The sequence below is a fragment of the Mesorhizobium sp. M0587 genome (assembly GCF_040320945.1).
Lineage (GTDB): Bacteria > Pseudomonadota > Alphaproteobacteria > Rhizobiales > Rhizobiaceae > Mesorhizobium.
Map to the genome: position 1 here is coordinate 43245 of NZ_JAMYQP010000001.1, position 23752 is coordinate 66996.

Below are 23752 nucleotides of genomic sequence, written 5' to 3' on the forward strand. Positions count from 1 at the left end.
GTCACTTGCGCATCATAACGTCAATTGACAACCCCTTGAGCCAATCCAGGACGAGATGCTCGAGGTCGCTGGCGTTGTCATGACAGGTGCACTATATTGTAGTGACAGAGACGCTGAGGATCGGCCAATGAATCTCCAGATCAGGGATCCGCGTGCGCGTGACTTGGCACGACGTCTTGCGGCGAAACGCAAGATTTCCATGACCGAAGCGGTTATCGAAGCGCTTGAATCTGAATTGAAGCGGGAAAGCGGACGCGTTCCCTTGGCGGAGCGGCTAGCTGCTATCGCCGGTGACTTTAAAGCCAAGGCTGGCCAGGGGGGGCGGCCAGTGACCAAGGACGAGATCGACGACATGTGGGGACATCCCTGATGTTCGTCGACACATCCGTCGTTGTCGCAATTCTTTCGGAAGAGGAAGATGCCGGCGAGTGGAGTAACCGCATCGAAGCAGCACCTCACAGGATTACCTCCGCTCTGGTGGTGCTTGAGGCGGCGATGCGGCTTTCCACTATGCTTGCCGTCGAACCTGTGGTTGCGGAAACGGCGATAGAGGCTTTTCTGCGCGAGGCTGAGATCGAAATCGTGCCGATCCACGCAGGCGACGCCAAACTCGCGATCCGGGCGTTTTCAGACTATGGAAAAGGGCGCGGGCATCCCGCCCAGCTCAACCTTGCGGATTGCCTATCCTACGCCTGTGCCAAGAGCCGCGGCTCAGTTCTGCTCTACAAAGGCAACGACTTCTCGCATACGGATCTCGCCTAGCGACGTCTACTTTCCCAGCTCGATAGATCGCAGCCGCGCCGCTTCCACGGCCTGGGTGACGAGATTGGTCAGCCGGTCCTCGCCCATCAGTACGGCAAGGGCGGCTGCCGTGGTGCCGTTGGGGCTGGTCACCTGCTGGCGCAGGATGCCGGGCTCTTCGCCGCTTTCGGCGGCGAGCGAGGCAGCGCCGTAGACGGTCTGCATGGCGAGCAGCTTGGCGGTCGCTGCCGGCAGGCCTGCCTTCTCCGCAGCCACGGTCAGTGCTTCGATGAAATGGAAGATATAGGCCGGTCCAGATCCGGACACGGCGGTCACCGCATCCATCAGGCTCTCATCGTCGATGGTGGTCACTTCGCCGCTCGCCGAGAGCAGGTCGGCGACGAAGCGCTTGGTATCGTCGGACACCAGGTGATTGGAAAACACCACCATCATGCCCTTGCCGATGGCGGCAGGCGTGTTGGGCATGCAGCGCACAACAGGCGCGCGGTTGCCGAGGATTTCCTCGAAGGTCGCGGCAGGCGTGCCCGCCGCGATGCTGACGAAAGCCGTGCGGCCGTCGCCGAAGCGCTTGTAGGCGGCGGTGACGTCGCGGATCACCTGCGGCTTCACCGCGATAACGACGAGATCAGGCACGGCATCGGCCGGAATATCGCCGGCATCCGCGGCGGTGCCGCAGCCCAACGCTGCCGCGCGCTGGCGCAGGTCGGCATTGGGCTCTACCACGAAGACCGCCGAAGGCGCGAGTTTGCCGGATTTCAGCCAGCCCGAGAGCATGGCGTAACCCATATTGCCGCAGCCGGCGAGAACAAGCCTGATCGTCATCGAGAGCCTCCGAAAGGTCTTCCCATAGACGCTCGCGCTCCGGTGGGGAAGCCCTGTCAGGGGCGGCCGGAAAATCCCGCACCGCGATCGGGATTGCGCACCGGGATCGGCCGCAGCGACACTTGCCTCAGGCCAAACACGCCGAGCACGAAGAACAGCCAGACCTGATCGCCGCGATGGAAGAAGAAGCTTTCGAGGAAAGCGTTGAGCGCCGCGAACAGCACCACCATCATGAAGAAGTCGCCGAGATAGATATTCTCCTTGCGCAAGGGAATGCGCATGTAGTCGCGCATCGGCGCGATGAGGAAGGTGTGGACCGCCACGCAAAGGGCGGGAATGCCCATCAGCACGGCAATGTCGAGGTAGCCGTCATGGCCATGCACGATGGTCCGGATGTCCCAGGCCCGATCGAAGGGCTGATCCTGGTTGAGCAGCAGCGGCGTGCCCCAGAAGCTTTCATAGCCGTAGCCGGTCCACGGCTTTTTCGCCAGCATGCTGCCCGCGAACTCCCACAGCGTTGCGCGCCCGGTATAGGTGAGATCGGGGAAATAGATCGCCGCCAGATGTTTGACCGGCGGCAGGAAGACGATGCCCAGCGTGCCGACCGCGGTAGCGATAATCGCCAGCGCAAACAGGATCGGCGTGCCGAGCCGCATGCCCATCAGGCTCGGAAACATCACGATCAGGATCGAGAAAGGCACCAGGCCGGCCGTGGTCTTGGAGCCGGTGTGCAGCATGAAGATCATCGCCGCGCCGAAGATCCCGGCACCCCAGAACCGTTGTCCACGCCGGTAGAGATAAAGGCCCGCGAAACTGAAGCAGGCCATGATCGGGCCGGCGATGTTCTTGTGGGTGAGCACGCCGCGCCACAGGCCGGCATGTTCGGGTTCCTGTGAATCGGCCGTGTGCATCGCCTCGTGCGGAAAGACGATGAGGCCGAGATAGGAAAGGCCCATCACTACGACGGCGGTGAAGATGATGACCTTCGAGATGGCCTCGGCATCGCGTGGCAGCACCAGGATCGTTGCCATGGTCAGAATCCCGATCATGGTGAAGAAGGCGGCGCGCATGGCCGAGGGCGGATCGGTCGCCAGCACCACAGACAGGAAAAAGAAACCCAGCATCAGCATCCAGGACGGGCTGAGCAGCGAGCGCACGATGCGCGGATCGGCAAAGGCCATCAGCGAGAAGACCGAGATGGCGCCGAGCGAGCCGAAGCCAAGCTGGTTGACGATATCGCCGCCGTCGCCGGTGAGTTCCGCGCCGGCCGGCTGGAACGGGCGGAAGGACACCATGATGACGGTGAACAGCAGCGCCGCGATCGCCGTCGCCACGCCTTCGCGCGTGAACGCAGCGCTGAGCGGCGCGCGCTCAGTTTTTCTCAGGCTGGCGGTATTGCTCATTGGCATATCCGAATTCGGCCAGCACGCGACCAAGCGCGACATGGATGGGATAGATGGCGATCGCCGGCGATCCTGTCCGCGCCAGCCGCATCATGCCGCGAAACGGCGAGGCGGCAAGCAGCGCCAGGCTTTTCAGCAGCACTTTGGCGCCGGCGAACGGCGTGCCGGCACGTTTCTTCTTTTCGACCAGCGTCGAAATCACGCCGTTGCGCAGGCTGCGCGCACGGATCCAGCCGGCTTCGACGCGCCGGGCCGGAACGGTTTCATGCACCTGTGCCTCGGCGCACCAGCCGAGCACGAAGCCTCGCTGCGCCGACCGGCTGAGAAAGTCGGAATCGCCGCCGCCCATAAAGTTGAACTTCAGATCGAGAAAGGGTGGCCCCATGGCAATGAGCACGTTGCGCCCGACCAGGAGATTGCCGGACGAATAAAGTGCGGGCACGCGTCCCGTTTCCCGGTAGGGCGGCGCGAAAACAGGATGGCCGGCCCATCTCGCATGGGCCGGATCGGCGAATACGGGCACCTGCGGGCCGCCGACGATATCGGCATCGAGCGCCTCCGCTGCCCCGCACATCCGTTCCAGCCACTGTGGATCGGCGATCTCGTCGTCGTCGATGACCAAGAGATGCCTGAAGTTCGGAAAATGCAGGATCGCCGTCTGCCAGCCGGCATTGTAGGCGCTGCAATTGCCGCGCTCATGCGCGATGATGACCATGCCCGGCATCTCGCCGCGCTCGAACAGGGGCAGTGCCGCCTCGGCGCCGGCGCGCAGTTCGGCGTCGTTTTCCATGACGATGACGGCAAAGCGCCTGCCGGTCTCTTGCGCCCGCAATGACGCCAGCGTTTCCAGCACCTGTTCGGGCCGCGTGAAGGTCGGCAAGGTGACGACCGCTTCGACGGCTTCCACGTCAAGCCGCGGAGACCGTCCCGCGATCGATACCGAACCGTCCGACGGCAAAGAGATCATTCGCGTCCAGCCACATGGTGAGTTGCGGTTCTGGTAGCACCACGATGATAACGTTTCGTTAATCACCTTGCACGGAGAAGCCTCCCGGCAGGGGCTTTCGGCCGTTGATTGTCGCCGTTTAATCAAGGGTTCACCGCGCTTTGCTACCGCCTACACCACAGGATAGGTGAGATGCATCTGCTGTTCGCCACATCGATCGTGCCCGACGGCGCTCTCGCCTCGGGCTACGAGATCGCCAATGCCGCGATTATCGCCGCCTTGCGGCGTGCTGGCGCGCGCGTCACGGTCATCGGCTTCACCTGGCCGGGAAAACCCGCCGCCGATCCCGAAAACACCGTGGTTCTGGGTGCCATCGACGTTCGCACGGAAAACGCCTCCGCGCTGCAGAAGCTTGCCTGGGTCGGCAAGGCGATGCTTTCGGGCCTCACATTCGCGTCGGTCAAGCTGCGAACGGTGTCCGACGAAGATGTTCTTGCCGCCATCGAGCGGGCCGGCCCCTTCGACGGTTATGTGCTGAATTCCGTGCAGTTCGCCGGCGCCTTCGAAAAGCTCTTCGCCGACCGGCCCTCGATCTTCGTCGCTCACAATGTCGAGCATCTTTCGGCGCGGGAGAACGCCGCTGCAGCCGGTAGCCTCTTCCAGCGGCTTTTGTTCCGCCGCGAGGCGAGATTGCTTAAGGAAATGGAGCAGCGTCTCTGCCGCCGGGCCCGCTTCATCTTCACGCTGGCCGAGGAAGACCGCGCGGCACTCGATGTCGCCTTGGACGACCGCTCGGCGGTGCTGCCGCTGGTGACGACCGCCAAGACGCCGGCCCGGAAGCCGCGCCGGATCGATTGCGACGCGGCCCTGGTCGGCACATGGACCTGGCAGCCGAACCGCACCGGCCTGGACTGGTTCCTCGGCAAGGTGGTGCCGCATCTCGGGCCGGATTTCCGCGTCCGCATCGCGGGCCACATGCCCTCAAGTGTCATCTCGATGCATCCGGGCGTCGAATTCATCGGCCGCGTCCCCGACGCCCAGGCCTTCGTGCGCAGCGCTGCCGTCATACCTTTGATCAGCACGGCCGGCAGCGGCGTCCAGTTGAAGACCATCGAGACTTTCGAACTCGGCCTGCCTTCCGTAGCCACCAGCCGTTCGCTGCGCGGCATCGACCACCGCCCGGCCAATTGCGTCGTCACCGACGATCCCATCGCCTTCGCCAGGGCACTAGAGGCCGCGGCGGCAGACGTCCGCGACGTCGACGGCGGCGCGTTCCATCGCCGGCAGGTCGAGGCGCTGGATGCCGCCATCCGGTTCGGCCTCGAAAAGCTAGGGCCGCTCAGGCAGGAGGCGTTTGCATGAACATGCATGCTGCCCGCGCCGCGTTCGGGCTCGACACTTTGAAGACGATCCTCGGCATCTCGGTGCTCGCGATCCACTGGGACGATGCGGTCGCCCTGCTGAACCGCCTGATTGCCGAGCGGCGTTTCACCAAGGTCAGTTTCCTCAACGCGCATAATGCCAACCTCGCCCATACCGACCCGGTCTTCGCCGAGGCGCTGGAAGATTTCCTCATCCTGCCGGACGGCGTCGGCGTCGATCTCGCGGCGCAGTTGCTCTACGGTCAGCCGTTTCCGGACAATCTCAACGGCACCGATTTCGTGCCGGCCTTCCTGCGGGCCTCGACGACGCCGCTGACCGTGGGCCTGCTCGGCGCGACGCGCGTCAACGCGGAGGCGGCGTCCGGCAAACTGGCGGCCATCGCCGCCCAGCACAGTTTCGTGGTCATTCATGACGGCTATTTCTCCGCCGCTCAGGAATCGGAAATCGTCAACCGGATCGCGACGCTGCGGCCGGACGTGCTGTTGGTGGCCATGGGCGTGCCGCGCCAGGAACTGTGGATCGCCAGGCACATCGACGAACATCACTGCACGCTGCCGATAGCCGTCGGTGCGCTGCTCGACTTCTTGAGCGGCTCGGTGCCACGCGCGCCCCTGTGGATGCGCCGCCTGCGGCTGGAGTGGCTGTTCCGGCTGGCCGTCGAACCGGGCCGGCTCTGGCGACGCTACGTGGTCGGCAATCCTCTGTTCCTGTGGCGGGTCGTCAAACAGAAATTGTCGCGCCGCTCTGCGGGAGATGCTGCTTGAACAAAAGGTTTGTTCCAGGCGCTCTTGCCGACCCCAAGCCATTGCCGGGAACACCCACGGCTGCGATGGTGACGGCAAGCTACGCGCCGGACTTCGAGCGTTGCCGCCTGTTGTGCGAAACAATCGACCGGTATGTTTCAGGCGCGGCACATCATTACATTCTGGTCGAACATCGCGACGTTGCGCTTTTCCGTCGGTTGGAGACCAGCCGGCGCTCGGTCATCGACGAGCGTGAACTGCTGCCGCGCTGGCTGCACGCTCTCGACGATCCGCTCAGCCTGTTCCGGCGCCGCGTCTGGCTCAGCCTGAAGACGCAGCCGCTGCGCGGCTGGCATGTGCAACAGCTGCGCCGCATCGCCATATCGGCACACGCCAGGGAAGATGTGCTGGTGTTCTGCGATTCCGACGTCGCTTTCCTCAAGCCTTTCGACTGCGGCGCCTTCTGGCGCGACGGCAAGGCGCGACTATTCCGCCGCGAGGGCGTGCTCGCCGATGACGGCCACGACGAGCATCTCCTGTGGTCGCGCAATGCCGGTTCGGCGCTCGGCATCGACCCGTCCCGGACATCGGTCCACGATTACATTTCGACGCTGATCGCCTGGCGCCGCGACACGGTGCTTGCCATGTGCGGCCAGATCGAAAAAGTCCATGGCCGCGGCTGGGTCGAGGTCGTCGGTCAGGCGCGCAGATTCTCCGAATGCATGATCTACGGCCGCTATGTCGACGATTTGCTGGAAGGTGCCGGCCATTTCCACGCATCGGAGGAATTCTGCCGCATCCACTGGACCGGTGAAGCACTGTCGGATGAGGAGTTCCGCCGCTTCGTCGGCGCCATGGCGCCGGAGCAGGTGGCGATCGGCATGCAATCCTTCATCGGCACCGATATCGGCCGCATCCGTCGCCTGATCGGGCTGGATGAAGCATGATCCTCAAAAGTGGGAACCGGTCTTCGGAAAAGATCACGCTCAGGCAAGAAGCCTAGACGGATTTCGCCGGCTTGCGCAGCGCCGAATAGGTCAGCAGCATCGACGCGAGATAGAGCAGCAGGAAGACGACATTGAGCGACAGCACCAGCTTCGGCGTATCGGCAATGGTGGTCAGCACGTAGGTCAGCAGCAGCGCCTTCAGCGCGGCGAGCAGGCCGAGATTGAGCGCCCGCACCAAAGTCTGGCCACGCGCGAACAGAAGCTCAGCCTGGTATTCGACCAGGTTGCGCAGGCCCGGAACGCAGATCGCCAGTGCGACCAAGGGGGCCGCCTCGGCGACATTCCTGCCGAGCGCGTTGGGAAAGAAATGCAGCACGATGGCGAGCGTCAGCAGCGCCAGCGTCGAGACGGCGAACACGCCGCCCTCGATACCGCTCTTGACCGCCAGCCGCGACAAGAGTTCCGGCGCGCGCATCATGCGCTGCACCAGCATCATCGAAAAGGTGCGAATGGGGATTGCCGTCAGGTCGACCAGCCGCATGATGATGGCATAGATGCCGGCCAGGTGCGGCCCTCCGATGGCCAGCACCAGCAGCTTGTCGAATTCCATCTGCAAGTAGAACAGCACCTCGGCGCCGGCCACGTAGATCGAATCCGCGAGCCGGCGTAGATAAAGCTCGGTACGCAGCCGCAGCCGCTGGCGCGGATAGAAGAAGCCGAAGGCAAGCAGCAGCGATGCCGCATTGGCGCCGATATAGAACCAGGACCACACCCAGACGCTGTGCTGCCCCCAGACCATGAACAGCACCGCGCCAAGCGCCCGCAATGCCGTGGCCAGGATCGTCAGCAGCGCGGCGCGGCCGAACCTGCCGAGGCCGTTGTTGACGATCAGCGCCACTTCTACCGGCCGCCACAACAGCGCCTCGGCAAAGACGACGGCCGAAAACACCGATAGCGGCACGGTGCCGGCGAAGAAGATCGCGTAAACGCCGAACGAGCTCGCGGCCAGCAGCGGCAGCGAAGCGACGCCGAGCAGCAGGAACCCGGCGCTGAAGGTGCCGATCAGATTGGGCCGGATGGTCGCGGTGCGATAGAGCGCCGAGATGAAGCCGAAGGCCAGGAGGCGCGACAGCATCACCCCGGCTGCCGACGCGGTGGCGAACATGCCGAAATCGGAGATGGACAGCGTGTTGGCCAGCGCGATGAAATAGGCGAGGGAAAACACCAGCCGCCCGCCGGCGCCGCTGATCGCCGACAGATAGTCGCGGAGCAATCCCCGGCGTTCGGCCACGAAGGTGCCGATCCGGGTGAGGGTCCGCCTTTGCGGTATGTCGCTGGCCTCGGTCATGCGTCGGGGAAGGCATAGGCGGGAATGTTTAACGTGCCGTTCTGAGGCGTTCCGCATGGGCTGGATTTATGCAACCAAGGCGGGAAACCTTCCCCTTCCAGCTGGGAAAATTAACCTTTTGTTTTCTATGCTTGTTTAGCGTGACTTAACGAATGGCCGACCGCCGCTGCCAAGCGGCCAAGAGTGAAGCTCCAAGACAATGGTCGACAGGAATGATCGTGAGGATTGGAAGCGCGAGCGCTCGTTGCTGGCGTTGGGCCAGGCCGTGCGCGGTGAGGACGACGCATCGCTGGTCTCGATAGGGGATCGCGCGGACCCGTCATGGCGCGAGGATGCGGCCACGCGCCACCGGTTGGCCCGTTCCCGGCGCGAAGTGCGGACCTCGCCCGCCGGCATGGGAACAGAGCGGTTCCAGCCGGACGAGCACCCGGCGGCGCAAGACGACGTTCGCCGCCCGCAGGAGACCGGTGTCGACGATTTGCCGCCAGCCTCGACGCACACAAGGACCGCCCCCAAAGAGCATTCCGGCAGCGGCCCGCATGATGCGTCGGGATCCCGGTATGCGAGACAGGCGGATGCATCCGCCGGCGATGGTCAGGACGACCAGCAGTGGAAGCCGCTGATCGATCCGATGCAGGTGGTTCGTGGCATCGCCAGATCCAAGGCGCTGATCGTCACGACCACGATACTGGGCGCCGGCCTCGGTATCGCGATCGCTTTGTCCATGCCGAAGAAATATGAAGCCACCGCCGAACTGATCGTCGACCCGCGTGATCTCAAGCTCACCGACCGCGATCTCACCCAGAATGTGGTCGCCTCCGACGCCACGCTCGCCATCGTCGAAAACCAGGTCCGGGTGCTGACCTCGGGCACTGTTTTGAACAAGGTCGTCGACAAGCTCAATCTCGTCAACGACCCGGAGTTCAATGGCCAGGGCAGCGGCGGCCTCGGCGTCATCTCGCTCGTCCGTTCGATCCTGTCGCGCCACGATGGGCCGGGCGGCGTCGACGATGCCCGCCGCCGCGCGCTCGCCGTCGGCAATCTGGCCGAAAGCCTTTCGGTGGCGCGCGGCGGCAAGACCTTCGTCATCACCGTCAGCGCCGTTACGCAGAATGGCGAGAAATCGGCTCTCATCGCCAACACGATGACGGATGTCTTTCTCCAGACCTTCGGCCAGATCCAGTCCGATACCGCCGGCCGTGCGACGGATGAATTGACGGCAAGGCTCGGCGAACTGCGCAAGGGCGTCGAGGCGGCCGAACGCAAGGTCGAGGAATTCAGGGCCTCGCACGACCTTGTCGACGCACAGGGCCACCTGATCAGCGACGACGAGATGCTGAAGCTCAACGAACAGCTGTCGGTCGCTCGCGCCCGTACGCTGGAGCTTAATGCCAGGGCGGCTTCGGCGCGCGCGGTCGACGTCAACTCGGTTCTGTCCGGCACCTTGCCCGAGGAGATCAACTCCAACACGATGAGCGAATTGCGCTCGCAATACGCGGCGCTCAAGCAGGAATCCGATCGCGCCGCCATCCGGCTCGGCCCGCGCCACCCCGAACTCCAGGCGATCAATGCACAGCTTGCCGGCGCGCGCGACCGCATCGCCGGCGAACTGCGTCGCATCGCATCGTCGCTGCAGGTCGATCTGAAGCGCGCCGTCCAGCTCGAGCAGGATCTGGCCTCGCGCCTGGCGCAGCTCAAGGTCCGCAGCGGCGACGTCAACAGCGATCTGGTATCGATGCGCGAACTGGAGCGTGAAGCCACGGCCAAGCGCTCCGTCTATGAACAGTTCCTGCTGCGCGCCAAGGAGACCGGCGAGCAGAAGGACATCAACACCGCCAACATGAATGTGATTTCCAAGGCCTTCGCGCCGCTCGAGCCGAACGGCCCGTCGCGGGCCGTGGTCGTGCTCGCCGGCCTGCTCCTGGGTCTTGCCTCCGGCATAGGCCTTGGCGCCATGCGTGGCGCCTATGAGAGCTTGCGCGAGACCGCGACTTCGCGATCGCGCCATGGCCGCAAGGCATCGCTCGAGGAACAGTCATTCCGGGCAGCACCTCCGCCTGTGCCGCCAATGCAGGCATCGCCGGTGACCCCGGCACCGCCACCGCCTGCACCACCGCCGCCCGCCGCGAAGGCCGAAGCCGCTTCCGTCGAGAGGTCCGGGCGGATCGGCGCTCTCATGGCGAAGCTGCGCAAGGCTGTATCCCGCGAGCCGTCCGGCGAGGCGCACGAAGCCATTTCCAACGAGTTCGCCCCACCTGCTCCGGCCGGAAACACGCGGCCGCCGGACACTTCCATGCTCCCTCGCTATCCGCACCCGGATCCCGCCTTCATGCCCCCGCCGGCCTACCCGCAGCTACCGTTCCCACCGGGTGCCGATGCCGCATATCCGCGGACAATGGGTCCGCCGTCACGGTCGCCGTTCATGCCGCCGCCGCAGGCGATGTATCCGCTTCCTGCTTCGCCGTCCTATCCCCAGGCGCAGCCGATGGGCTACCCGCAGATGCAGTCCTGGCAGACGCGGGCGCCGGCAGGCTCCCCCTACGGCCAGGCATTGGCGCCGTTTGCCGGGCAGATGCCGTATCCGCCGCAGCCCGCTCCGGCGCAGCCGCCGGCCCGTCCTGCCCAGCCACCGGCGGATCCTGCTCCGCGGGTCGAGGAGGGCGCCGAACAGGCACCGATCGAGGAAATTCGCGCCAGCCTGCGCGAATTCCGCGAGGCGGTTCGCGAACTCACCGAGAGCCGCGCCCACCGCCGCTACTTCTGAGCCATACAAAAGTCCCCGGTGCCGAACAAAACCCCGCCGGTTTCGAGTAAACGGCATGAGACGGCGCTTTGACGGGATTGCGTGCTTGAATTTTCGTGAAAATGCCGCGCTTGTGCATGTCGCCAAAAGCATGCATCCGGGCCTGGTTCAAGGCTTGAGCGAAACGGTGTCGAGGGTTGTCCATGGCCGAATTGATTGACGGAAAGAGCGTCGCCGAAGACGTGGTGCGGACAGTCAAGACGCTGACGTCAGAGCTTGTCGCCAAAGGCAAGGCCAAGCCTGGTCTCGCCGTGGTCATCGTCGGCGAGGACCCGGCGAGCCAGGTCTATGTCGCCTCGAAATCCCGCACTGCCAAGGAATGCGGCTTTCATTCGCTCCAGCATACGTTGCCGGCCGAGACATCCCAGGACGCACTGCTCAAACTCATCGGCGAGCTCAACGCGGACCCGGCCATCAACGGCATATTGGTGCAGCTTCCGCTGCCCGCCCATGTCGACGCCGGCAAGATCATCCAGGCCATCGCGCCGGAGAAGGACGTCGACGGCTTTCATTTCATCAATGTCGGCAAGCTCGGCACCGGCGAACTCGAAACCGCCTTCGTGCCCTGCACGCCCGCCGGCTCGATGCTTTTGATCGAGCGCGTGCGCGGCAAGGACCTGTCCGGCCTCAACGCCGTCGTCGTCGGCCGCTCCAACATCGTTGGCAAGCCGATGGCCAACCTTCTGCTTGCCGCCAACTGCACCGTCACCATCGCGCACAGCCGCACCAAGGACCTGCCGGCACTTGCCCGTACCGCCGACATCCTTGTCGCGGCGGTGGGCAGGCCTGAGATGATCAGGGGTGACTGGGTCAAGCCCGGCGCCACCGTCATCGATGTCGGCATCAACCGCATTCCCGCACCCGAGAAGGGCGAGGGCAAGTCCCGCCTCGTCGGCGATGTCGCCTTTGCCGAAGCGGCCAAGCAAGCCGGTGCCATCACACCGGTACCCGGCGGTGTCGGGCCGATGACCATTGCCATGCTGATGGCCAATACATTAGCCTCCGCCTACCTTGCGGCCGGATTGAAACGGCCCTCCTTCTGAAAGCGCCAGCTTTGCCGAACCCCTCTGTTTCCCAGGAACGGCCGGTCATGAATGATCCCGTTCAAGGCGGCCGGCAATTCGCATTCCTGCTGGTCGACAAGTTCTCGATGTTCTCGCTGGCCGCCGCGATCGACACGTTCCGCTCGGCGAACCGGCTGCTCGGCCGCGATTTCTACGGCTGGACGACGGTGTCGGCCGATGGCGACCCGGTGATGGCTTCCAACGGCCTGCCGCTCAAGATCGACTACAGCGTCGCCGACCTCCCGGCCGTCGATATCCTCTTCGTTTCGGTCGGGCTGACGACGGAATTCCCAGGCAAGAGCAAGGTGCTGGCGGCACTGCGCAGCTGGGGCCGGCGCGGCAATGCGCTCGGTGCGCTGTCGGTCGGATCCTATTTGCTGGCCGAGGCCGGCCAGCTAGAAGGCTATCGTTGCACCATCCATTGGGAAAACCGCGCCGGCTTCGTCGAGCGTTTTCCCGACATCAACTGCACCGGCAATGTCTTCGAGATCGACCGCAAGCGTTACACCTGTGCCGGCGGCACCACCTCGATCGACCTGATGCTGGAGATCGTGCGCGGCGATTTCGGCTCGAACCTCGCCAACGGCGTCGCCAACCAGTTCCAGCATGAGCGCATCCGCTCGGCCGGCGACCGCCAGCGCGTCGGGCCGGAACGAGACCTGACCGGCAAATCCGAGAAACTCAGGCGCATCGTCGAGCTGATGGCCGATCATCTCGACGAGCCGCTGTCGGCGGTGCAACTCGCCAAGTCGGCTGGTCTTTCGGTGCGCCAGGTGGAGCGCCTTTTCCTGCGCCACCTCAACGTCACGCCGGGCCGCTACTACATGCGGCTGCGGCTGGAGCGGGCGCGCGAACTGCTGCGCCAGACCAACATGCCGATCCTCGACGTGGCGATCGCGACCGGCTTCACCTCGCATTCCTATTTTGCCCAGAGCTACCGGCTGCAGTTTGGCCGCCCGCCTTCCGAAGAGCGGCGCACGACATACTGAGCGACATCCATGCGCAGGACTCCGAACTCAAGTCGGCAAAAGGCCTGACGACGGCCAAAACCGGCGATGCCGCCAGCTTGTTGCCGGCATTCTCGATAGGAATTTTTTCTTGACATCCTGACCGCAGCTATGGTAGGTATTCATCCACGGTGCAGATGTGCGCCAGTGACCGCTTCTCAACCCAACGCGCCGGCGAACGCTCCCCGTTAACCCGGATTCGTTGCCCTGCATCCATGCGCCTCGGGCTTGTGTCCCGATCCGCGCTCAAATAGTTTCCCCGTGCGGACGAGGGGGCTAACTCAGGAGATTTCGATGGCGGGACTTGCACGGAGCGTCGCTGCGGCGATCCTCCTTTTGTCGATGACGACGTTCGGCTTTGCCGCGAACAAGGTCATCGTCATTCTCGATGCCTCCGGCTCGATGTGGGCGCAGATCGACGGCAAGCCCAAGCTCGAAATCGCCCGCGAATCGCTGAGAACCGTGCTTCAGTCGGTTCCCGCCGACGACGAGATAGGCTTCATGGCCTACGGTCATCGCGAAAAAGGCAGCTGCGAGGATATCCAGTTGATCGTGCCGCCCCAGGCAGGCTCGGCAAGCGCCATCTCGGCCGCTGCCGACAGTCTGAAGTTCCTCGGCAAGACGCCGCTGACATCAGCCGTCAAGCAGGCGGCCGAAGCGCTGAAATACACCGAGGACAAGGCGACCGTCGTCCTCATCACCGATGGGCTTGAAACCTGCGGTGGCGACCCCTGTGCGCTTGGCAAGGAATTGGAGGCGTCCGGCGTCGACTTCACCGCCGATGTCGTCGGCTTCGGCCTGACCGCCGACGAAGGCAAGCAGATCGCCTGCCTCGCCGACAACACCGGCGGCAAATACATCCAGGCCTCCGACGAAAAGGCTTTGCAGGAGGCGCTTGTCGAGACCGTGGCGGCACCGGCGGCCGCTCCCGAACCGGCTCCGGCCCCCGTGCCCGAGCCCGCGAAACCGGAATTCAACTTCCAGCCGACGGTGGTGATGGCCGAAGGCGGCGAGCCGATCACCGACGGCAATGCCTGGGAGATCTACAAGGCCAAGCCGGACGGCTCGCGCGGGGATTCCGTCACCACCGAATACGGCACCTACAACGGCAATCTCGAGCCCGGCGACTATGTCGTCGTCGCCCGCGACGACGAGGCCAAGGTCGAGCAGAAGGTCAAGATAGAGGCGGGTCAGGTCTACAAGCCGTTGTTCACCTTGAACGCCGGCACGGTGCTCATCCATCCGCGGCCGAGCCAGGGCGCCGAAATCAGCGACGAAGCCCATGTCGATCTCGCCTATCCCGGTGGCAACACCACCCATTACGGCGACACCAAGGTCATCGTCCCGGCGGGCGAACAGAAGATCACGGTCGAGATCGGCGCCGGCACCGTCACCGAGACCGTCCAACTCGCCGCCGGACAGACGATCGAAAAGGACGTGGTCGTCGGGGTCGGGCATGCCGTCCTCAACGCCTATTACACCGCCGGCGGCGACAAGGCCGACAGCTCGGGCATCGGCTTCCAGATCGTCAAGGCGAAGAAGAAGATCGACGGCTCGCGCGACAGCGTCGAGCACTCCTATCGGCCTGATTGCAAATTCTGGCTGCCGCCGGACGACTATGTTGCGGTCACTACGCTCGATCTTGCGGTTGTCGAGCAGCCGTTCACCATCAAGGTCGGCGACAGCCTGGACGTGAAAGTCGCGCTCGATGCGGGCGTGCTCGCAATGTCGGCGCCCGGCGCTTATTCGATCGAGGTGCTTTCGTCGAAAAAGGACATCGAGGGCAAGCGCAAATCGCTCGGCTTGAACTACGGCGACAGCTGGCAGCAGACGATCCCGGCCGGCGATTATGTCGTTGTCCGGCACATGTCGGACGAAGGCCATGACAAGGAGATGCCTGTGACGATCAAGGCCGGCGAACGGACCGAGATCACGGTTCAGTAGGCCCCCTCTATCCGCGAGATCGATGGCGAGGAACGGTTCAAGGTGGTCGGCATCGTCGGGGAGAAGCTGTTCACCGGCGTCTTCGTCTGGCGGGGCGAGCTGCCCCGCTTCGCTTCATTTCGGTGAGAAGGAGCAACAAGGGTGAAGAACGAGCATATCTCACTACCTGCTGACCCGGCTGACGCCGAAGATTTCGACGTGGCGGCCGAGGCGATGGACCGGGGCCAGCGCGCCCGCCTGATCCGCAAGACGAGGACCGGGCTTGGCCTATCGCAGTCCGAGTTTGCCAGCCGCTTTCGGGTTCCGGTCGGCACCCTGCGCGATTGGGAACAGGCGCGGGCAACCGCACCGGATTTCGCCATCGCCTATGTACGGGTGATCGGTCGGCATCCGGACATGGTGGCGAAGGCTGTCGCATAGCTTGCGTTGCCGGGAGTTTCGGCTTGCATGTCGTAGCTGTCCATTTTCATTGCAGCGCGAATTCCGCTGCGGCGGTTCCGAACGCGCTGGCGCCGTGGTCGGCGCGGCCCACCAGCTGCCGCAATCCGGCAAAAAGCTCGCGGCCGAAGCCGAATTCATTGCCGATGAGGTCGGCATCCGCTGTTCGCCGCAGCGCGAATTCCGCCGCCGGCACCAGGACTTCGAGCGTTCCCGCATCGGCATCCAGCCGAATGACGTCGCCGTCGTGGATCCTGGCGATCGGCCCGTCCTCGACTGCTTCCGGCGTCACGTGGATCGCCGCCGGCACCTTGCCCGAGGCGCCCGACATGCGCCCGTCGGTGAGCAGCGCCACGCGCTGGCCGCGATCCTGCAGGATGCCGAGCACGGTGGTCAGCTTGTGCAACTCCGGCATGCCGTTGGCCTTTGGGCCCTGGAAGCGGACGACCGCGATGAAATCGCCGGTGAGCGTCCCCGCCTTGAAGGCGTCGTTCAGCCCTTGCTGGCTGTCGAACACCTTGGCCGGCGCCTCGATGATGCGCCGCTCCGGCTTGACGGCGGAAGTCTTGATGACGGCATGGCCGAGATTGCCTGACAGCACCTTCAGGCCGCCTGTCGGCTGGAACGCCTTCTTGAACGGGGCCAGCACCTTTTCGTCGCCGCTGGCGCGCGGTGCGGCTTCACGCACGACGCTGCCGTCGGCACCGAGCTTTGCCTCGACCGCATAGGGCCGCAGGCCTTCGCCCCACACAGTCTGCACATCCTCGTGCAGGACGCCTTCGTCGAGCAGTTCGCGGATCAGGAAGCCGAGCCCGCCGGCGGCGTGGAAATGGTTCACGTCGGCAAGACCGTTCGGATAGACGCGCGCCAGCAGCGGCACGGCTTCCGAGAGGTCCGAAATATCCTGCCAGGTGAGCGCAATGCCGGCCGCCGCCGCCATGGCGATGAGATGGATGGTGTGGTTGGTCGAGCCGCCGGTGGCATGCAGGCCGACGACGCCGTTGACGATCGAACGCTCGTCGATCATCCGGCCGACCGGCGTATAGGCATTGCCGAGTGCGGTGATCGCCAGCGCCCGCTTCGTCGCTTCGCGGGTCAGGGCGTCGCGCAGCGGCGTGCCGGGATTGACGAAGGAAGCGCCCGGCGTGTGGAGGCCCATGATCTCCATCAGCATCTGGTTGGAGTTGGCGGTGCCGTAGAAGGTGCAGGTGCCCGGGCCGTGATAGGATTTGGACTCGGCCTCCAGCAGTTCGGCGCGTCCCGCCTTGCCTTCGGCATAGAGCTGGCGGATCTTGGCCTTTTCGTCGTTCGGGATGCCCGTGGTCATCGGCCCGGCCGGGATGAACACCGCCGGCAGATGGCCGAAGGTCAGTGCCGCGATCACCAGCCCCGGCACGATCTTGTCGCAGACGCCGAGATAGACGGCGGCGTCGAACATGTTGTGCGACAGCCCGATCGCCGCGGCCATGGCGATGACATCGCGCGAAAACAGCGACAGCTCCATGCCGGGTTGTCCCTGGGTGACGCCATCGCACATCGCCGGCACGCCGCCGGCCACCTGGGCGAGGCCGCCGGCCTCGCGCGCCGCCTCCTTGATCAGGGCGGGGTAGGTCTCGAACGGCTGATGCGCCGACAGCATGTCGTTGTAGGAGGTGATGATGCCGAGGTTCGGCACCTTGTCGGCCCCGAGTGCCAGCTTTTCCGAGGGGCTGCAGACCGCAAAACCATGGGCAAGGTTGCCGCAGGACAGCACCGACCGGTTGGCGGTCTGGCTCGATGCGGTGGCGATGCGGCTAAGATAGGCCTCGCGCCCCGCCTTCGAGCGTTGGCGGATGCGGTCGGTGATGGCTTCGATGTCGCGTCTTGCGGTCATGGCGGTCGGTCCTTTCAAGCGAGGTCCCGGAAACATCCTCCCGCCGTTTGCCGGGACCATTGTGAATCTGTAATCAGGGTGCCCAGAAAACCTCTACGGGCTTGCGTGCGGCGTCGAGCACGGCGCGGATCGGCTTTCGCGGTCCGGGCGCAATCGCCCCGTCGAAGGCGCTGCGCTTGTCCTCGCCCTCTATGTGCAGCGCGATCAAACCGGCATCGACAATGCGCGCCAGCGACAGGGTCAGCCGCGGTTCACCCGCACTCAACGCATGAACCGGCAGCACGATCCTGTCCGAAGAAGGATCGAGCAGCTTTGCCAGGTCGTCGGCATCGGGAAAGAACGACGCGGTGTGGCCGTCCAGCCCCATGCCGAGCACGACGACGTCGAGCGGCCAGGGCAATGACCGCAGGGCCGCATCGTCGGATGTGGCCGCATCCTCGATGCCGGCGCCCTCGTGGTAGAGCGGCACGAAGCGCGCTGCCTTGGCTGCGTTCTGCAACAGATTGGCGGCAACCAGCCCGGCATTGGAGCGCGGCGAGGAGGCCGGGACGAAGCGCTCGTCGACCAGTGTCACGATCACTTTGTCCCAGGCGATCGGCGACCCTGAAAGTGCCGCGAGGAATCTCGCCGGCGTCGTGCCGCCGGAAACCGCCAGCAGCGCCGTGCCGCGCTCGGCTATCGCCTTGGCCAGACGGCCCGAGACTTCCGCGGCCAGCGCGGCCGCCAATTCCGGGCGATCGGAAAAGGCGTTCCATCCATAGCTGGCGCTGTTCAATTGCTCTCGTGCCATGTCCGCCCGTCACGTTCGATCAGTGCTATGGAAGCCGAGGGTCCCCAAGTGCCCGCGGTATAGCCCTGTGCCTCCTGCCGGGCACTCTCCCAGGCGTTCTGGATCGGGTCGATCCATTTCCATGCCGCCTCGACCTCGTCACGGCGCATGAACAGGGTCTGGTTGCCACGGATGACGTCCATGATCAGCCGTTCATAGGCGTCGGGCGCGCGGCCGTCGAAGGACTGCGCGAAACTCATGTCGAGCGAGATCTGGCGCAGCCGCATGCCGCCGGGACCCGGATCCTTGATCATGATGAACTGCTTGACGCCTTCGTCGGGCTGCAGCCGGATGACCAGCTGGTTGGCGAAGATCGGCCCGGCGCTGTCGCCGAAGATCGAATGCGGGATCGGCTTGAATTCGATGACGATTTCCGAAACCCGCGTCGCCAGCCGCTTGCCGGTCCTCAGGTAGAACGGCACGCCCGACCAGCGCCAGTTGCCGATCTCGGCCTTGATGGCGACGAAGGTCTCGGTATTGCTGTCCTTGCCGAGTTCCTCGACATAGCCTTTCACCGGCCCGCCGGCCGAGGCACCGGCGCGGTACTGGCCTCGCACGGTGTGCTTCGGTGCCTCGTTGCCGTTGACGCGCTTCAGCGCCCGCAGCACCTTCAGCTTCTCGTCGCGCACGGCGTCGGCGTCCATCGACGACGGCGCTTCCATGGCGACGAGGCAGAGCAGCTGCAACATATGGTTCTGCACCATGTCGCGCAGCGCGCCGGCCTTGTCGTAATAGGTAACGCGGTCTTCCAGGCCGACGGTTTCGGCGACCGTGATCTGCACATGGTCGATATGGGCGGAGTTCCACAGCGGCTCGTAAAGCGCGTTGGCAAAGCGCAGCGCCATCAGGTTCTGCACCGTTTCCTTGCCGAGATAATGGTCGATGCGGAAGATCTGGCTTTCGTGGAAATCGTCGCCGACCAGATCGTTGAGCGTCTGGGCCGAGGCCAGGTCGCGGCCGATCGGCTTCTCCAGCACGATGCGCGAATTCGGCGTGATCAGATTGTGCTCTTTCAGCTTGTGCGAGATATCGCCGAACAGCGCCGGCGCGACCGCCAGGTAGAAGGCGCGGATGCGGTCGCTGTCGCCGATCGCCTTCTTGAGCTTGTCGAAGCCAGCACCGGTCGTCGCATCGGCCGACACGTAGGACAGCCGTGCCAGGAAGGTCGTCAGTTCCTTGGCGTCGATGTCGGCCGGCTTGACGTGGTCGGAGATCGCCTGTTTGGCAAAGGACTGGAATTCCTCATCGCTCATCTTCGAACGAGACGTGCCGATGATGCGCGTCGGCTCGGAGAATTGATGGTCGCGCTGGCGGTAGTAGAGCGAAGGCAGAAGCTTGCGTTCCGACAGATCGCCGGTGCCACCGAAAATGATGAAATCGAAAGGCTCGACGGGGATGATCTGGCTGGTCATGGTCTGTCCGCTTTGACGCCGGTCGCTAGTACGCGGCTGATATAATCTAATCGATTTAAATTTTCCAGTGCCATGGTGTCACATCGAGGACCAATCGCTGCATACTGGTTCGGTCCACATGTGCGCTTGACACCGGCGTCCCCCGGAGGCTTGTCGCTAGGCGACGACTCCCGAAAGCGTTCGCAGTTGCAGCATAGAACGTGAATGTGACGAAAGCTAAGGGAGAAATCGGCGCGGCCGTCGCGGCATGCGTCATGACGATGGGGCCTGTTATGCCAGTTGTGGGATGATCTCAATGAGCGGGAAAACCATGCGTCTCGAAAACAAGGTCGCCATTGTCACGGGCGCGGCGTCAGGCTTCGGCGAAGGCATGGCGAAGCGCTTCGCGCAAGAGGGCGCGCGGGTGCTCGTCGCCGACCTCAACGCCAAGGGGGCCGAGCGCGTGGCCAACGAGATCGGCGAAAGCGCGATCTGGACGCAGACCGATGTTTCGCTGCGCTCCGAATTCGACGAGATGGTCCATGCCGCCAAAAGCGCCTTCGGCCGCATCGACATCATGGTCAACAATGCCGGGTTTACCCATCGCAATGGCGACATGCTCGAGGTCGACGAGAAAACTTTCGACCTGATCACCGCCGTCAACATGAAGGCGATCTATCACGCGGCACTTGCCGTGGTGCCGGTCATGGAGCGGCAAGGCGGCGGCGTCATCCTCACCACCGCTTCCACGGCGGGTCTCAGGCCCCGGCCGGGCCTCACCTGGTACAATGCGTCGAAGGGCTGGGCGATCACCGCCACCAAATCGATGGCGGTGGAACTCGCGCCCAAGAACATCCGCGTCAATTGCCTTTGTCCGGTCGCTGGCGAAACCGGCATGCTGGAGAAGTTCATGGGCGCCGACACGCCTGAAATCCGCGAGAAGTTCCGGGCATCGATCCCGCTCGGCCGGCTTTCGACACCGCTCGACATCGCCAACGCGGCACTTTGGCTGGCATCCGACGAAGCCGCATTCATCACCGGTGTGGCGCTCGAGGTCGACGGCGGACGCTGCATCTGAGGCGCATCGCGATTGCAAGTTTCGGAGCAGGCATTGCCTTGCCACCGGGTTTGACTTGACTCGAAGTTGCCCGAAGCGATTCCGGGAAAAGTGCGAAACGGGTTTGTCCGGAATTGCCTAAAAAAGATGGTTAGCGCAGTAGGTATCAGGCGCCGGTCTTGATGTAGCTCTTGTAGATCCAGCCAGTCTTGCCGTTGTAGACGACTTGGCACCATTGCTTGCAACTCATCACCTGCACCGAGCTTTTGGCGGGCACCGTGCCGATGACTGCTGCATTCTTCTTCGGACCGGTGCGCATGGTCACGGCCCTGAGAGTCCGGCCCGACCCGGCAGCGGCCACTTTCCGTGGCTCTTCCTTGGCCTGGCTGCCGTCGCCTTCAACCGCTACGGCCTGCGGAGCCGGCACGTGCGGCTGCGCCTCCGGGATGGCGGCGGCCGGGATGGCGGCGGTTTGTGCGCCATCGGGATTGCTGCCCGTGGCCGGAGTGGGCGCGGCGACCTTCGCAAGTTCGGTGCTGGCATCGGTATGGGCTGCCGGCTGCGTGAATGCCGCCGCTTTGTTCAGGGCCTGTTGAGCCTGTTTCGCCACCTGATCGGAAGAAGTCGGAGCGGGAGCGGACACGGCCTTCGGCTGTGCGCCCGTCCAACGCGGATCATTGGCCGAGAGTGCCGGAATGGCGGCTTCAGCGACAGCCACGGTTGGTGAAACCTGGTCGGACTTGCGCGCCGCCTGCGGCGCGGCTGCCGCGGTCACCGTGGTCCCCGGAGCGGCGATCTTGGTCGTTTTGACCGGGACAGCCGGAATGGTCTGCTCGGTGCTAGCAGCAGCTTGCCTCTCGCTCGCCGGCAATGCCAGCCAGAGCGCCACCGCCGCCACGCCAAGCAGCGCGGCAGTGCCGACCGCGGCAATCACCAGATGGGAATTGGAACGAACTTCCTGCCAAAATGACGGGCGCATGTCATAGCCGAATTGCATGGCAAAGCGCCGACGTTCCGGAGCACCGAAACCGAAGGGCTCTCTCACTCTTGCAACCTCCATAAGCGGGCCGGTGTTCTTACGATCAAATACCGCAAATCGTGCATTCGATCAGCATCGGTCCCAAATCAAAAGCGGGCGAGCCCGCATAAGTCCCCGTATAGAAGCCCATATCAGGCATCTTTTACCCGTGATTGTGGCATCAGTGCGCCATTGCGGAGGATTCTGCGCTATTGCCGGGGATTCCGCAACGCACGGCCTGGGCAAGAAATATTACAACAATATTACAATGAGCGGATCGATCTAGATCCTGTCCCGCAGCGCGAACCAGTTGAGTGCGAGGAAAAGCAGCGGCGCGCGAAAGCGCCGGCCGCCTGGGAACGGCGGAATTTTCAAATCCTCGATCAGCTTGAGCCGGTCGCGGTTGCCGGCAACGGTCTCGGCATAGAGCTTGCCGAAGAAGTTCGACAGCATGATGCCATGGCCGGAATAGCCGCCGGCCGAGATCACGTTCGGCATCACTTCGCGCACGAACGGTTTTCTCGGCACCGTGATGCCGACATAGCCGCCCCAGCCATGCGTGATCTCGACATCCTTCAGCGCCGGGTAGAGTTCCGCGATCTGGCGGCGGATGTGGATGTGGATATCCCTAGGATCGTTGACGCCATATACCTCGCGTCCGCCGAACAGCAGCCGTCCGTCCCCGGATCTGCGGAAATAACGCACCACGAAGCGGGAATCGTCGACCGACTCGCCGCCCGGAAGCACGTTCGAATCCGCTCCAAGCGGCACGGTCGCGCCGATGAACGAACCGATCGGCATGATGTGCGAGGCACTCACCGGCTCGATCGTGCCGCCATAGGCATTGACCGCGACCAGGCATTTCTGCGCCGTGACCGTCCCTTTGGCTGTCGAAACCTTCACCATGCCGCCGCTCGAAACAATGCCGGTCGACGGCGTCCCCTCGAACAATTGTGCGCCGGCCTGTGCCGCCACCCGCGCCGTGCCGATCACCAGTTTCATCGGATGGATGTGGCCGGTGCCGGTGTCGCGCGTGCCGCCGAAATAGGCGGTCGAGCCCAGCCGCTGCGCAGTTTCCGTCGCATCCATGAAAGAAATATGCGGATAGGAAAAACGGCCGGCCATGATCTCGGCATGCGCCTTGTACTCGTCGACATAGCGCGGCTTGTGCGCAACCGAGAGCTGGCCCGGCATGTAGTCGATATCGATCTGGTTGGCGGCGGCGAATTCGAGGAGATGCGCCTTCGCCTCCTCGGCGAGATCGAACAGTGCCTTGGCACGGGAAAATCCGTATTCCGCCTCCAAGTCTTCGACCCAGGCCCGCTGTCCGGTGCCAAGCTGGCCGCCATTGCGCCCAGACGCGCCATCACCGAAGCGATGCGCCTCGATCAACACGACATTGGTTCCCGCCTTGGCAAGATGGGCGGCCGCCGACAGCCCGGTGAACCCGCCTCCAATGATGACGACGTCGCAATTCCGGTCGCCGTCGCGCGCCGGATACCCGGGCCGTGGGCCGGCCGTGTCCTCATACCAGGACCGGCCAGGGGAGATTGGGGATTGGTAGGGCATGATGCTCGACAAGGGAGGGGAGTAGGGCAGTAGGGGGGACTATTCAGGTGACAATTTGCGGATCAGAAGCCGCAACAGCGTTCCCACGCTCTCGCTGGAGGTCATCAACGGGTCGATTGCCTCGTTCGAGGCGATTCCGACGCGCTGCGCAATCAGCAGATGCGTCTCCGACTCCTTGAGGGATCCCTGCGCGATCCTCAGAAATTGCTGATAGGAAGCTCGGCTTTCTCGTCCATAGCCCTCAGCGATGTTGGCGGGCACGGAAGTTGCTGCGCGCCGTAGCTGACTTGTCAGTCCATAAAGCTCTTCTTTCGGCCAGGCTCTTGTCGTCTTGTAGATTGATACCGCCAAGTCCATTGCCTGCTGCCAGACGATCAGATCCCTGTACGAATCTATCTTCACCAT

21 protein-coding genes are annotated in these 23752 nt (G+C 64.0%); 11 read left to right on the plus strand and 10 right to left on the minus strand.

The features are described from left to right. Positions 1–127: 127 nt before the first annotated feature. On the plus strand, positions 128–370 hold the full coding sequence (locus tag NKI49_RS00215; RefSeq protein WP_027027350.1) for a type II toxin-antitoxin system VapB family antitoxin: 243 nt from the start codon (positions 128–130) through the stop codon (positions 368–370). Next, positions 370–762, plus strand: coding sequence for a type II toxin-antitoxin system VapC family toxin (locus tag NKI49_RS00220; RefSeq protein WP_352598326.1), 393 nt, complete (start codon positions 370–372; stop codon positions 760–762). The genes NKI49_RS00215 and NKI49_RS00220 overlap by 1 nt, the downstream gene beginning before the upstream one ends. Positions 763–768: 6 nt before the next feature. Here the strand turns inward: NKI49_RS00220 and proC are convergent, their stop codons facing one another. The 3 genes from proC to NKI49_RS00235 are packed head-to-tail and all read right to left on the minus strand — an operon-like array spanning position 769 to position 3954. Next, entirely contained in the window at positions 769–1584 is an 816-nt protein-coding gene (proC, locus tag NKI49_RS00225) for a pyrroline-5-carboxylate reductase (RefSeq protein ID WP_352598325.1), read from the minus strand. Between the two features lie 56 nt (positions 1585–1640). Then, positions 1641–2987, minus strand: coding sequence for an O-antigen ligase family protein (locus NKI49_RS00230; RefSeq protein ID WP_352598324.1), 1347 nt, complete (start codon positions 2985–2987; stop codon positions 1641–1643). Further along, positions 2956–3954, minus strand: coding sequence for a glycosyltransferase family 2 protein (locus tag NKI49_RS00235; RefSeq protein WP_352598323.1), 999 nt, complete (start codon positions 3952–3954; stop codon positions 2956–2958). The genes NKI49_RS00230 and NKI49_RS00235 overlap by 32 nt, the downstream gene beginning before the upstream one ends. Positions 3955–4125: 171 nt before the next feature. On the opposite strand from NKI49_RS00235, the gene NKI49_RS00240 reads away from it, so the two are divergent. From NKI49_RS00240 to NKI49_RS00250, 3 genes are read left to right on the plus strand one after another with little or no spacing between them, the layout of a single operon-like run. Beyond that, positions 4126–5295: a glycosyltransferase gene (locus NKI49_RS00240; RefSeq protein ID WP_352598322.1), complete on the plus strand. Its 1170-nt coding sequence runs from the start codon at positions 4126–4128 to the stop codon at positions 5293–5295. After that, positions 5292–6080 carry a WecB/TagA/CpsF family glycosyltransferase gene (locus tag NKI49_RS00245; protein WP_352598321.1) on the plus strand — a complete coding sequence of 263 codons (789 nt, stop codon included), beginning with the start codon at positions 5292–5294 and terminating at the stop codon, positions 6078–6080. Before NKI49_RS00240 ends, NKI49_RS00245 begins: the two co-directional genes overlap by 4 nt. Beyond that, on the plus strand, positions 6077–7006 hold the full coding sequence (locus NKI49_RS00250) for a DUF6492 family protein (protein ID WP_352598320.1): 930 nt from the start codon (positions 6077–6079) through the stop codon (positions 7004–7006). The genes NKI49_RS00245 and NKI49_RS00250 overlap by 4 nt, the downstream gene beginning before the upstream one ends. Before the next feature lie 52 nt (positions 7007–7058). On the opposite strand, the gene NKI49_RS00255 is transcribed toward NKI49_RS00250, so the two are convergent. Next, a complete protein-coding gene (locus NKI49_RS00255; protein WP_352598319.1) occupies positions 7059–8354 on the minus strand; it encodes a lipopolysaccharide biosynthesis protein in 1296 nt (431 codons plus the stop codon). A 199-nt stretch (positions 8355–8553) separates the two neighbouring features. Between NKI49_RS00255 and NKI49_RS00260 the strand changes: the two genes are divergently transcribed. From NKI49_RS00260 to NKI49_RS00280, 5 genes are all read left to right on the plus strand, one after another. Continuing rightward, positions 8554–11118 carry a GNVR domain-containing protein gene (locus tag NKI49_RS00260; protein WP_352598318.1) on the plus strand — a complete coding sequence of 855 codons (2565 nt, stop codon included), beginning with the start codon at positions 8554–8556 and terminating at the stop codon, positions 11116–11118. A 182-nt stretch (positions 11119–11300) separates the two neighbouring features. Then, positions 11301–12200 carry a bifunctional methylenetetrahydrofolate dehydrogenase/methenyltetrahydrofolate cyclohydrolase FolD gene (gene folD / locus NKI49_RS00265; protein ID WP_352598317.1) on the plus strand — a complete coding sequence of 300 codons (900 nt, stop codon included), beginning with the start codon at positions 11301–11303 and terminating at the stop codon, positions 12198–12200. Between the two features lie 47 nt (positions 12201–12247). Next, positions 12248–13210 carry a GlxA family transcriptional regulator gene (locus tag NKI49_RS00270; protein ID WP_027027361.1) on the plus strand — a complete coding sequence of 321 codons (963 nt, stop codon included), beginning with the start codon at positions 12248–12250 and terminating at the stop codon, positions 13208–13210. A gap of 312 nt (positions 13211–13522) precedes the next feature. Continuing rightward, the gene (locus tag NKI49_RS00275; protein WP_352598316.1) at positions 13523–15172 is read left to right on the plus strand and encodes a vWA domain-containing protein; all 1650 of its coding nucleotides are present in this window, start codon (positions 13523–13525) and stop codon (positions 15170–15172) included. A gap of 141 nt (positions 15173–15313) precedes the next feature. After that, the gene (locus tag NKI49_RS00280; RefSeq protein WP_352598315.1) at positions 15314–15592 is read left to right on the plus strand and encodes a helix-turn-helix domain-containing protein; all 279 of its coding nucleotides are present in this window, start codon (positions 15314–15316) and stop codon (positions 15590–15592) included. Positions 15593–15638: 46 nt separating this feature from the next. Here NKI49_RS00280 and edd read toward each other — a convergent pair whose 3' ends face one another. The 3 genes from edd to zwf form a co-directional block, all read right to left on the minus strand. Further along, a complete protein-coding gene (edd, locus tag NKI49_RS00285) occupies positions 15639–17483 on the minus strand; it encodes a phosphogluconate dehydratase (RefSeq protein ID WP_352598314.1) in 1845 nt (614 codons plus the stop codon). 73 nt (positions 17484–17556) lie between these two features. Continuing rightward, positions 17557–18273 carry a 6-phosphogluconolactonase gene (pgl, locus tag NKI49_RS00290; protein WP_352598313.1) on the minus strand — a complete coding sequence of 239 codons (717 nt, stop codon included), beginning with the start codon at positions 18271–18273 and terminating at the stop codon, positions 17557–17559. Beyond that, positions 18255–19724, minus strand: a complete 1470-nt coding sequence (gene zwf, locus NKI49_RS00295) for a glucose-6-phosphate dehydrogenase (protein WP_352598311.1) — start codon at positions 19722–19724, stop codon at positions 18255–18257. Before zwf ends, pgl begins: the two co-directional genes overlap by 19 nt. 310 nt (positions 19725–20034) lie before the next feature. On the opposite strand from zwf, the gene NKI49_RS00300 reads away from it, so the two are divergent. After that, complete coding sequence (locus tag NKI49_RS00300) at positions 20035–20781, plus strand: SDR family oxidoreductase (protein WP_352598346.1); 747 nt, start codon at positions 20035–20037, stop codon at positions 20779–20781. A 145-nt stretch (positions 20782–20926) separates the two neighbouring features. Here NKI49_RS00300 and NKI49_RS00305 read toward each other — a convergent pair whose 3' ends face one another. From NKI49_RS00305 to NKI49_RS00315, 3 genes are all read right to left on the minus strand, one after another. Next, the gene (locus tag NKI49_RS00305; RefSeq protein WP_352598310.1) at positions 20927–21805 is read right to left on the minus strand and encodes an SH3 domain-containing protein; all 879 of its coding nucleotides are present in this window, start codon (positions 21803–21805) and stop codon (positions 20927–20929) included. 255 nt (positions 21806–22060) lie between these two features. Continuing rightward, positions 22061–23347 carry an NAD(P)/FAD-dependent oxidoreductase gene (locus NKI49_RS00310; protein ID WP_352598309.1) on the minus strand — a complete coding sequence of 429 codons (1287 nt, stop codon included), beginning with the start codon at positions 23345–23347 and terminating at the stop codon, positions 22061–22063. 39 nt (positions 23348–23386) lie between these two features. Continuing rightward, entirely contained in the window at positions 23387–23749 is a 363-nt protein-coding gene (locus NKI49_RS00315) for a four helix bundle protein (RefSeq protein ID WP_352598345.1), read from the minus strand. Positions 23750–23752 lie beyond the last annotated feature (3 nt).

Excerpts from the sequence above, each read along its gene's own strand:
- NKI49_RS00270 (WP_027027361.1), top strand. The coding sequence starts at position 12,248 with ATGAATGATCCCGTTCAAGGCGGCCGGCAATTCGCATTCCTGCTGGTC.
- NKI49_RS00235 (WP_352598323.1), bottom strand. The coding sequence starts at position 3,954 with ATGATCTCTTTGCCGTCGGACGGTTCGGTATCGATCGCGGGACGGTCT.
- pgl (WP_352598313.1), bottom strand. The coding sequence starts at position 18,273 with ATGGCACGAGAGCAATTGAACAGCGCCAGCTATGGATGGAACGCCTTT.
- edd (WP_352598314.1), bottom strand. The coding sequence starts at position 17,483 with ATGACCGCAAGACGCGACATCGAAGCCATCACCGACCGCATCCGCCAA.
- NKI49_RS00245 (WP_352598321.1), top strand. The coding sequence starts at position 5,292 with ATGAACATGCATGCTGCCCGCGCCGCGTTCGGGCTCGACACTTTGAAG.
- NKI49_RS00215 (WP_027027350.1), top strand. The coding sequence starts at position 128 with ATGAATCTCCAGATCAGGGATCCGCGTGCGCGTGACTTGGCACGACGT.
- NKI49_RS00255 (WP_352598319.1), bottom strand. The coding sequence starts at position 8,354 with ATGACCGAGGCCAGCGACATACCGCAAAGGCGGACCCTCACCCGGATC.
- folD (WP_352598317.1), top strand. The coding sequence starts at position 11,301 with ATGGCCGAATTGATTGACGGAAAGAGCGTCGCCGAAGACGTGGTGCGG.
- NKI49_RS00275 (WP_352598316.1), top strand. The coding sequence starts at position 13,523 with ATGGCGGGACTTGCACGGAGCGTCGCTGCGGCGATCCTCCTTTTGTCG.
- NKI49_RS00220 (WP_352598326.1), top strand. The coding sequence starts at position 370 with ATGTTCGTCGACACATCCGTCGTTGTCGCAATTCTTTCGGAAGAGGAA.
- NKI49_RS00230 (WP_352598324.1), bottom strand. The coding sequence starts at position 2,987 with ATGAGCAATACCGCCAGCCTGAGAAAAACTGAGCGCGCGCCGCTCAGC.
- NKI49_RS00300 (WP_352598346.1), top strand. The coding sequence starts at position 20,035 with ATGCGTCTCGAAAACAAGGTCGCCATTGTCACGGGCGCGGCGTCAGGC.
- proC (WP_352598325.1), bottom strand. The coding sequence starts at position 1,584 with ATGACGATCAGGCTTGTTCTCGCCGGCTGCGGCAATATGGGTTACGCC.
- NKI49_RS00260 (WP_352598318.1), top strand. The coding sequence starts at position 8,554 with ATGGTCGACAGGAATGATCGTGAGGATTGGAAGCGCGAGCGCTCGTTG.
- NKI49_RS00240 (WP_352598322.1), top strand. The coding sequence starts at position 4,126 with ATGCATCTGCTGTTCGCCACATCGATCGTGCCCGACGGCGCTCTCGCC.
- zwf (WP_352598311.1), bottom strand. The coding sequence starts at position 19,724 with ATGACCAGCCAGATCATCCCCGTCGAGCCTTTCGATTTCATCATTTTC.
- NKI49_RS00310 (WP_352598309.1), bottom strand. The coding sequence starts at position 23,347 with ATGCCCTACCAATCCCCAATCTCCCCTGGCCGGTCCTGGTATGAGGAC.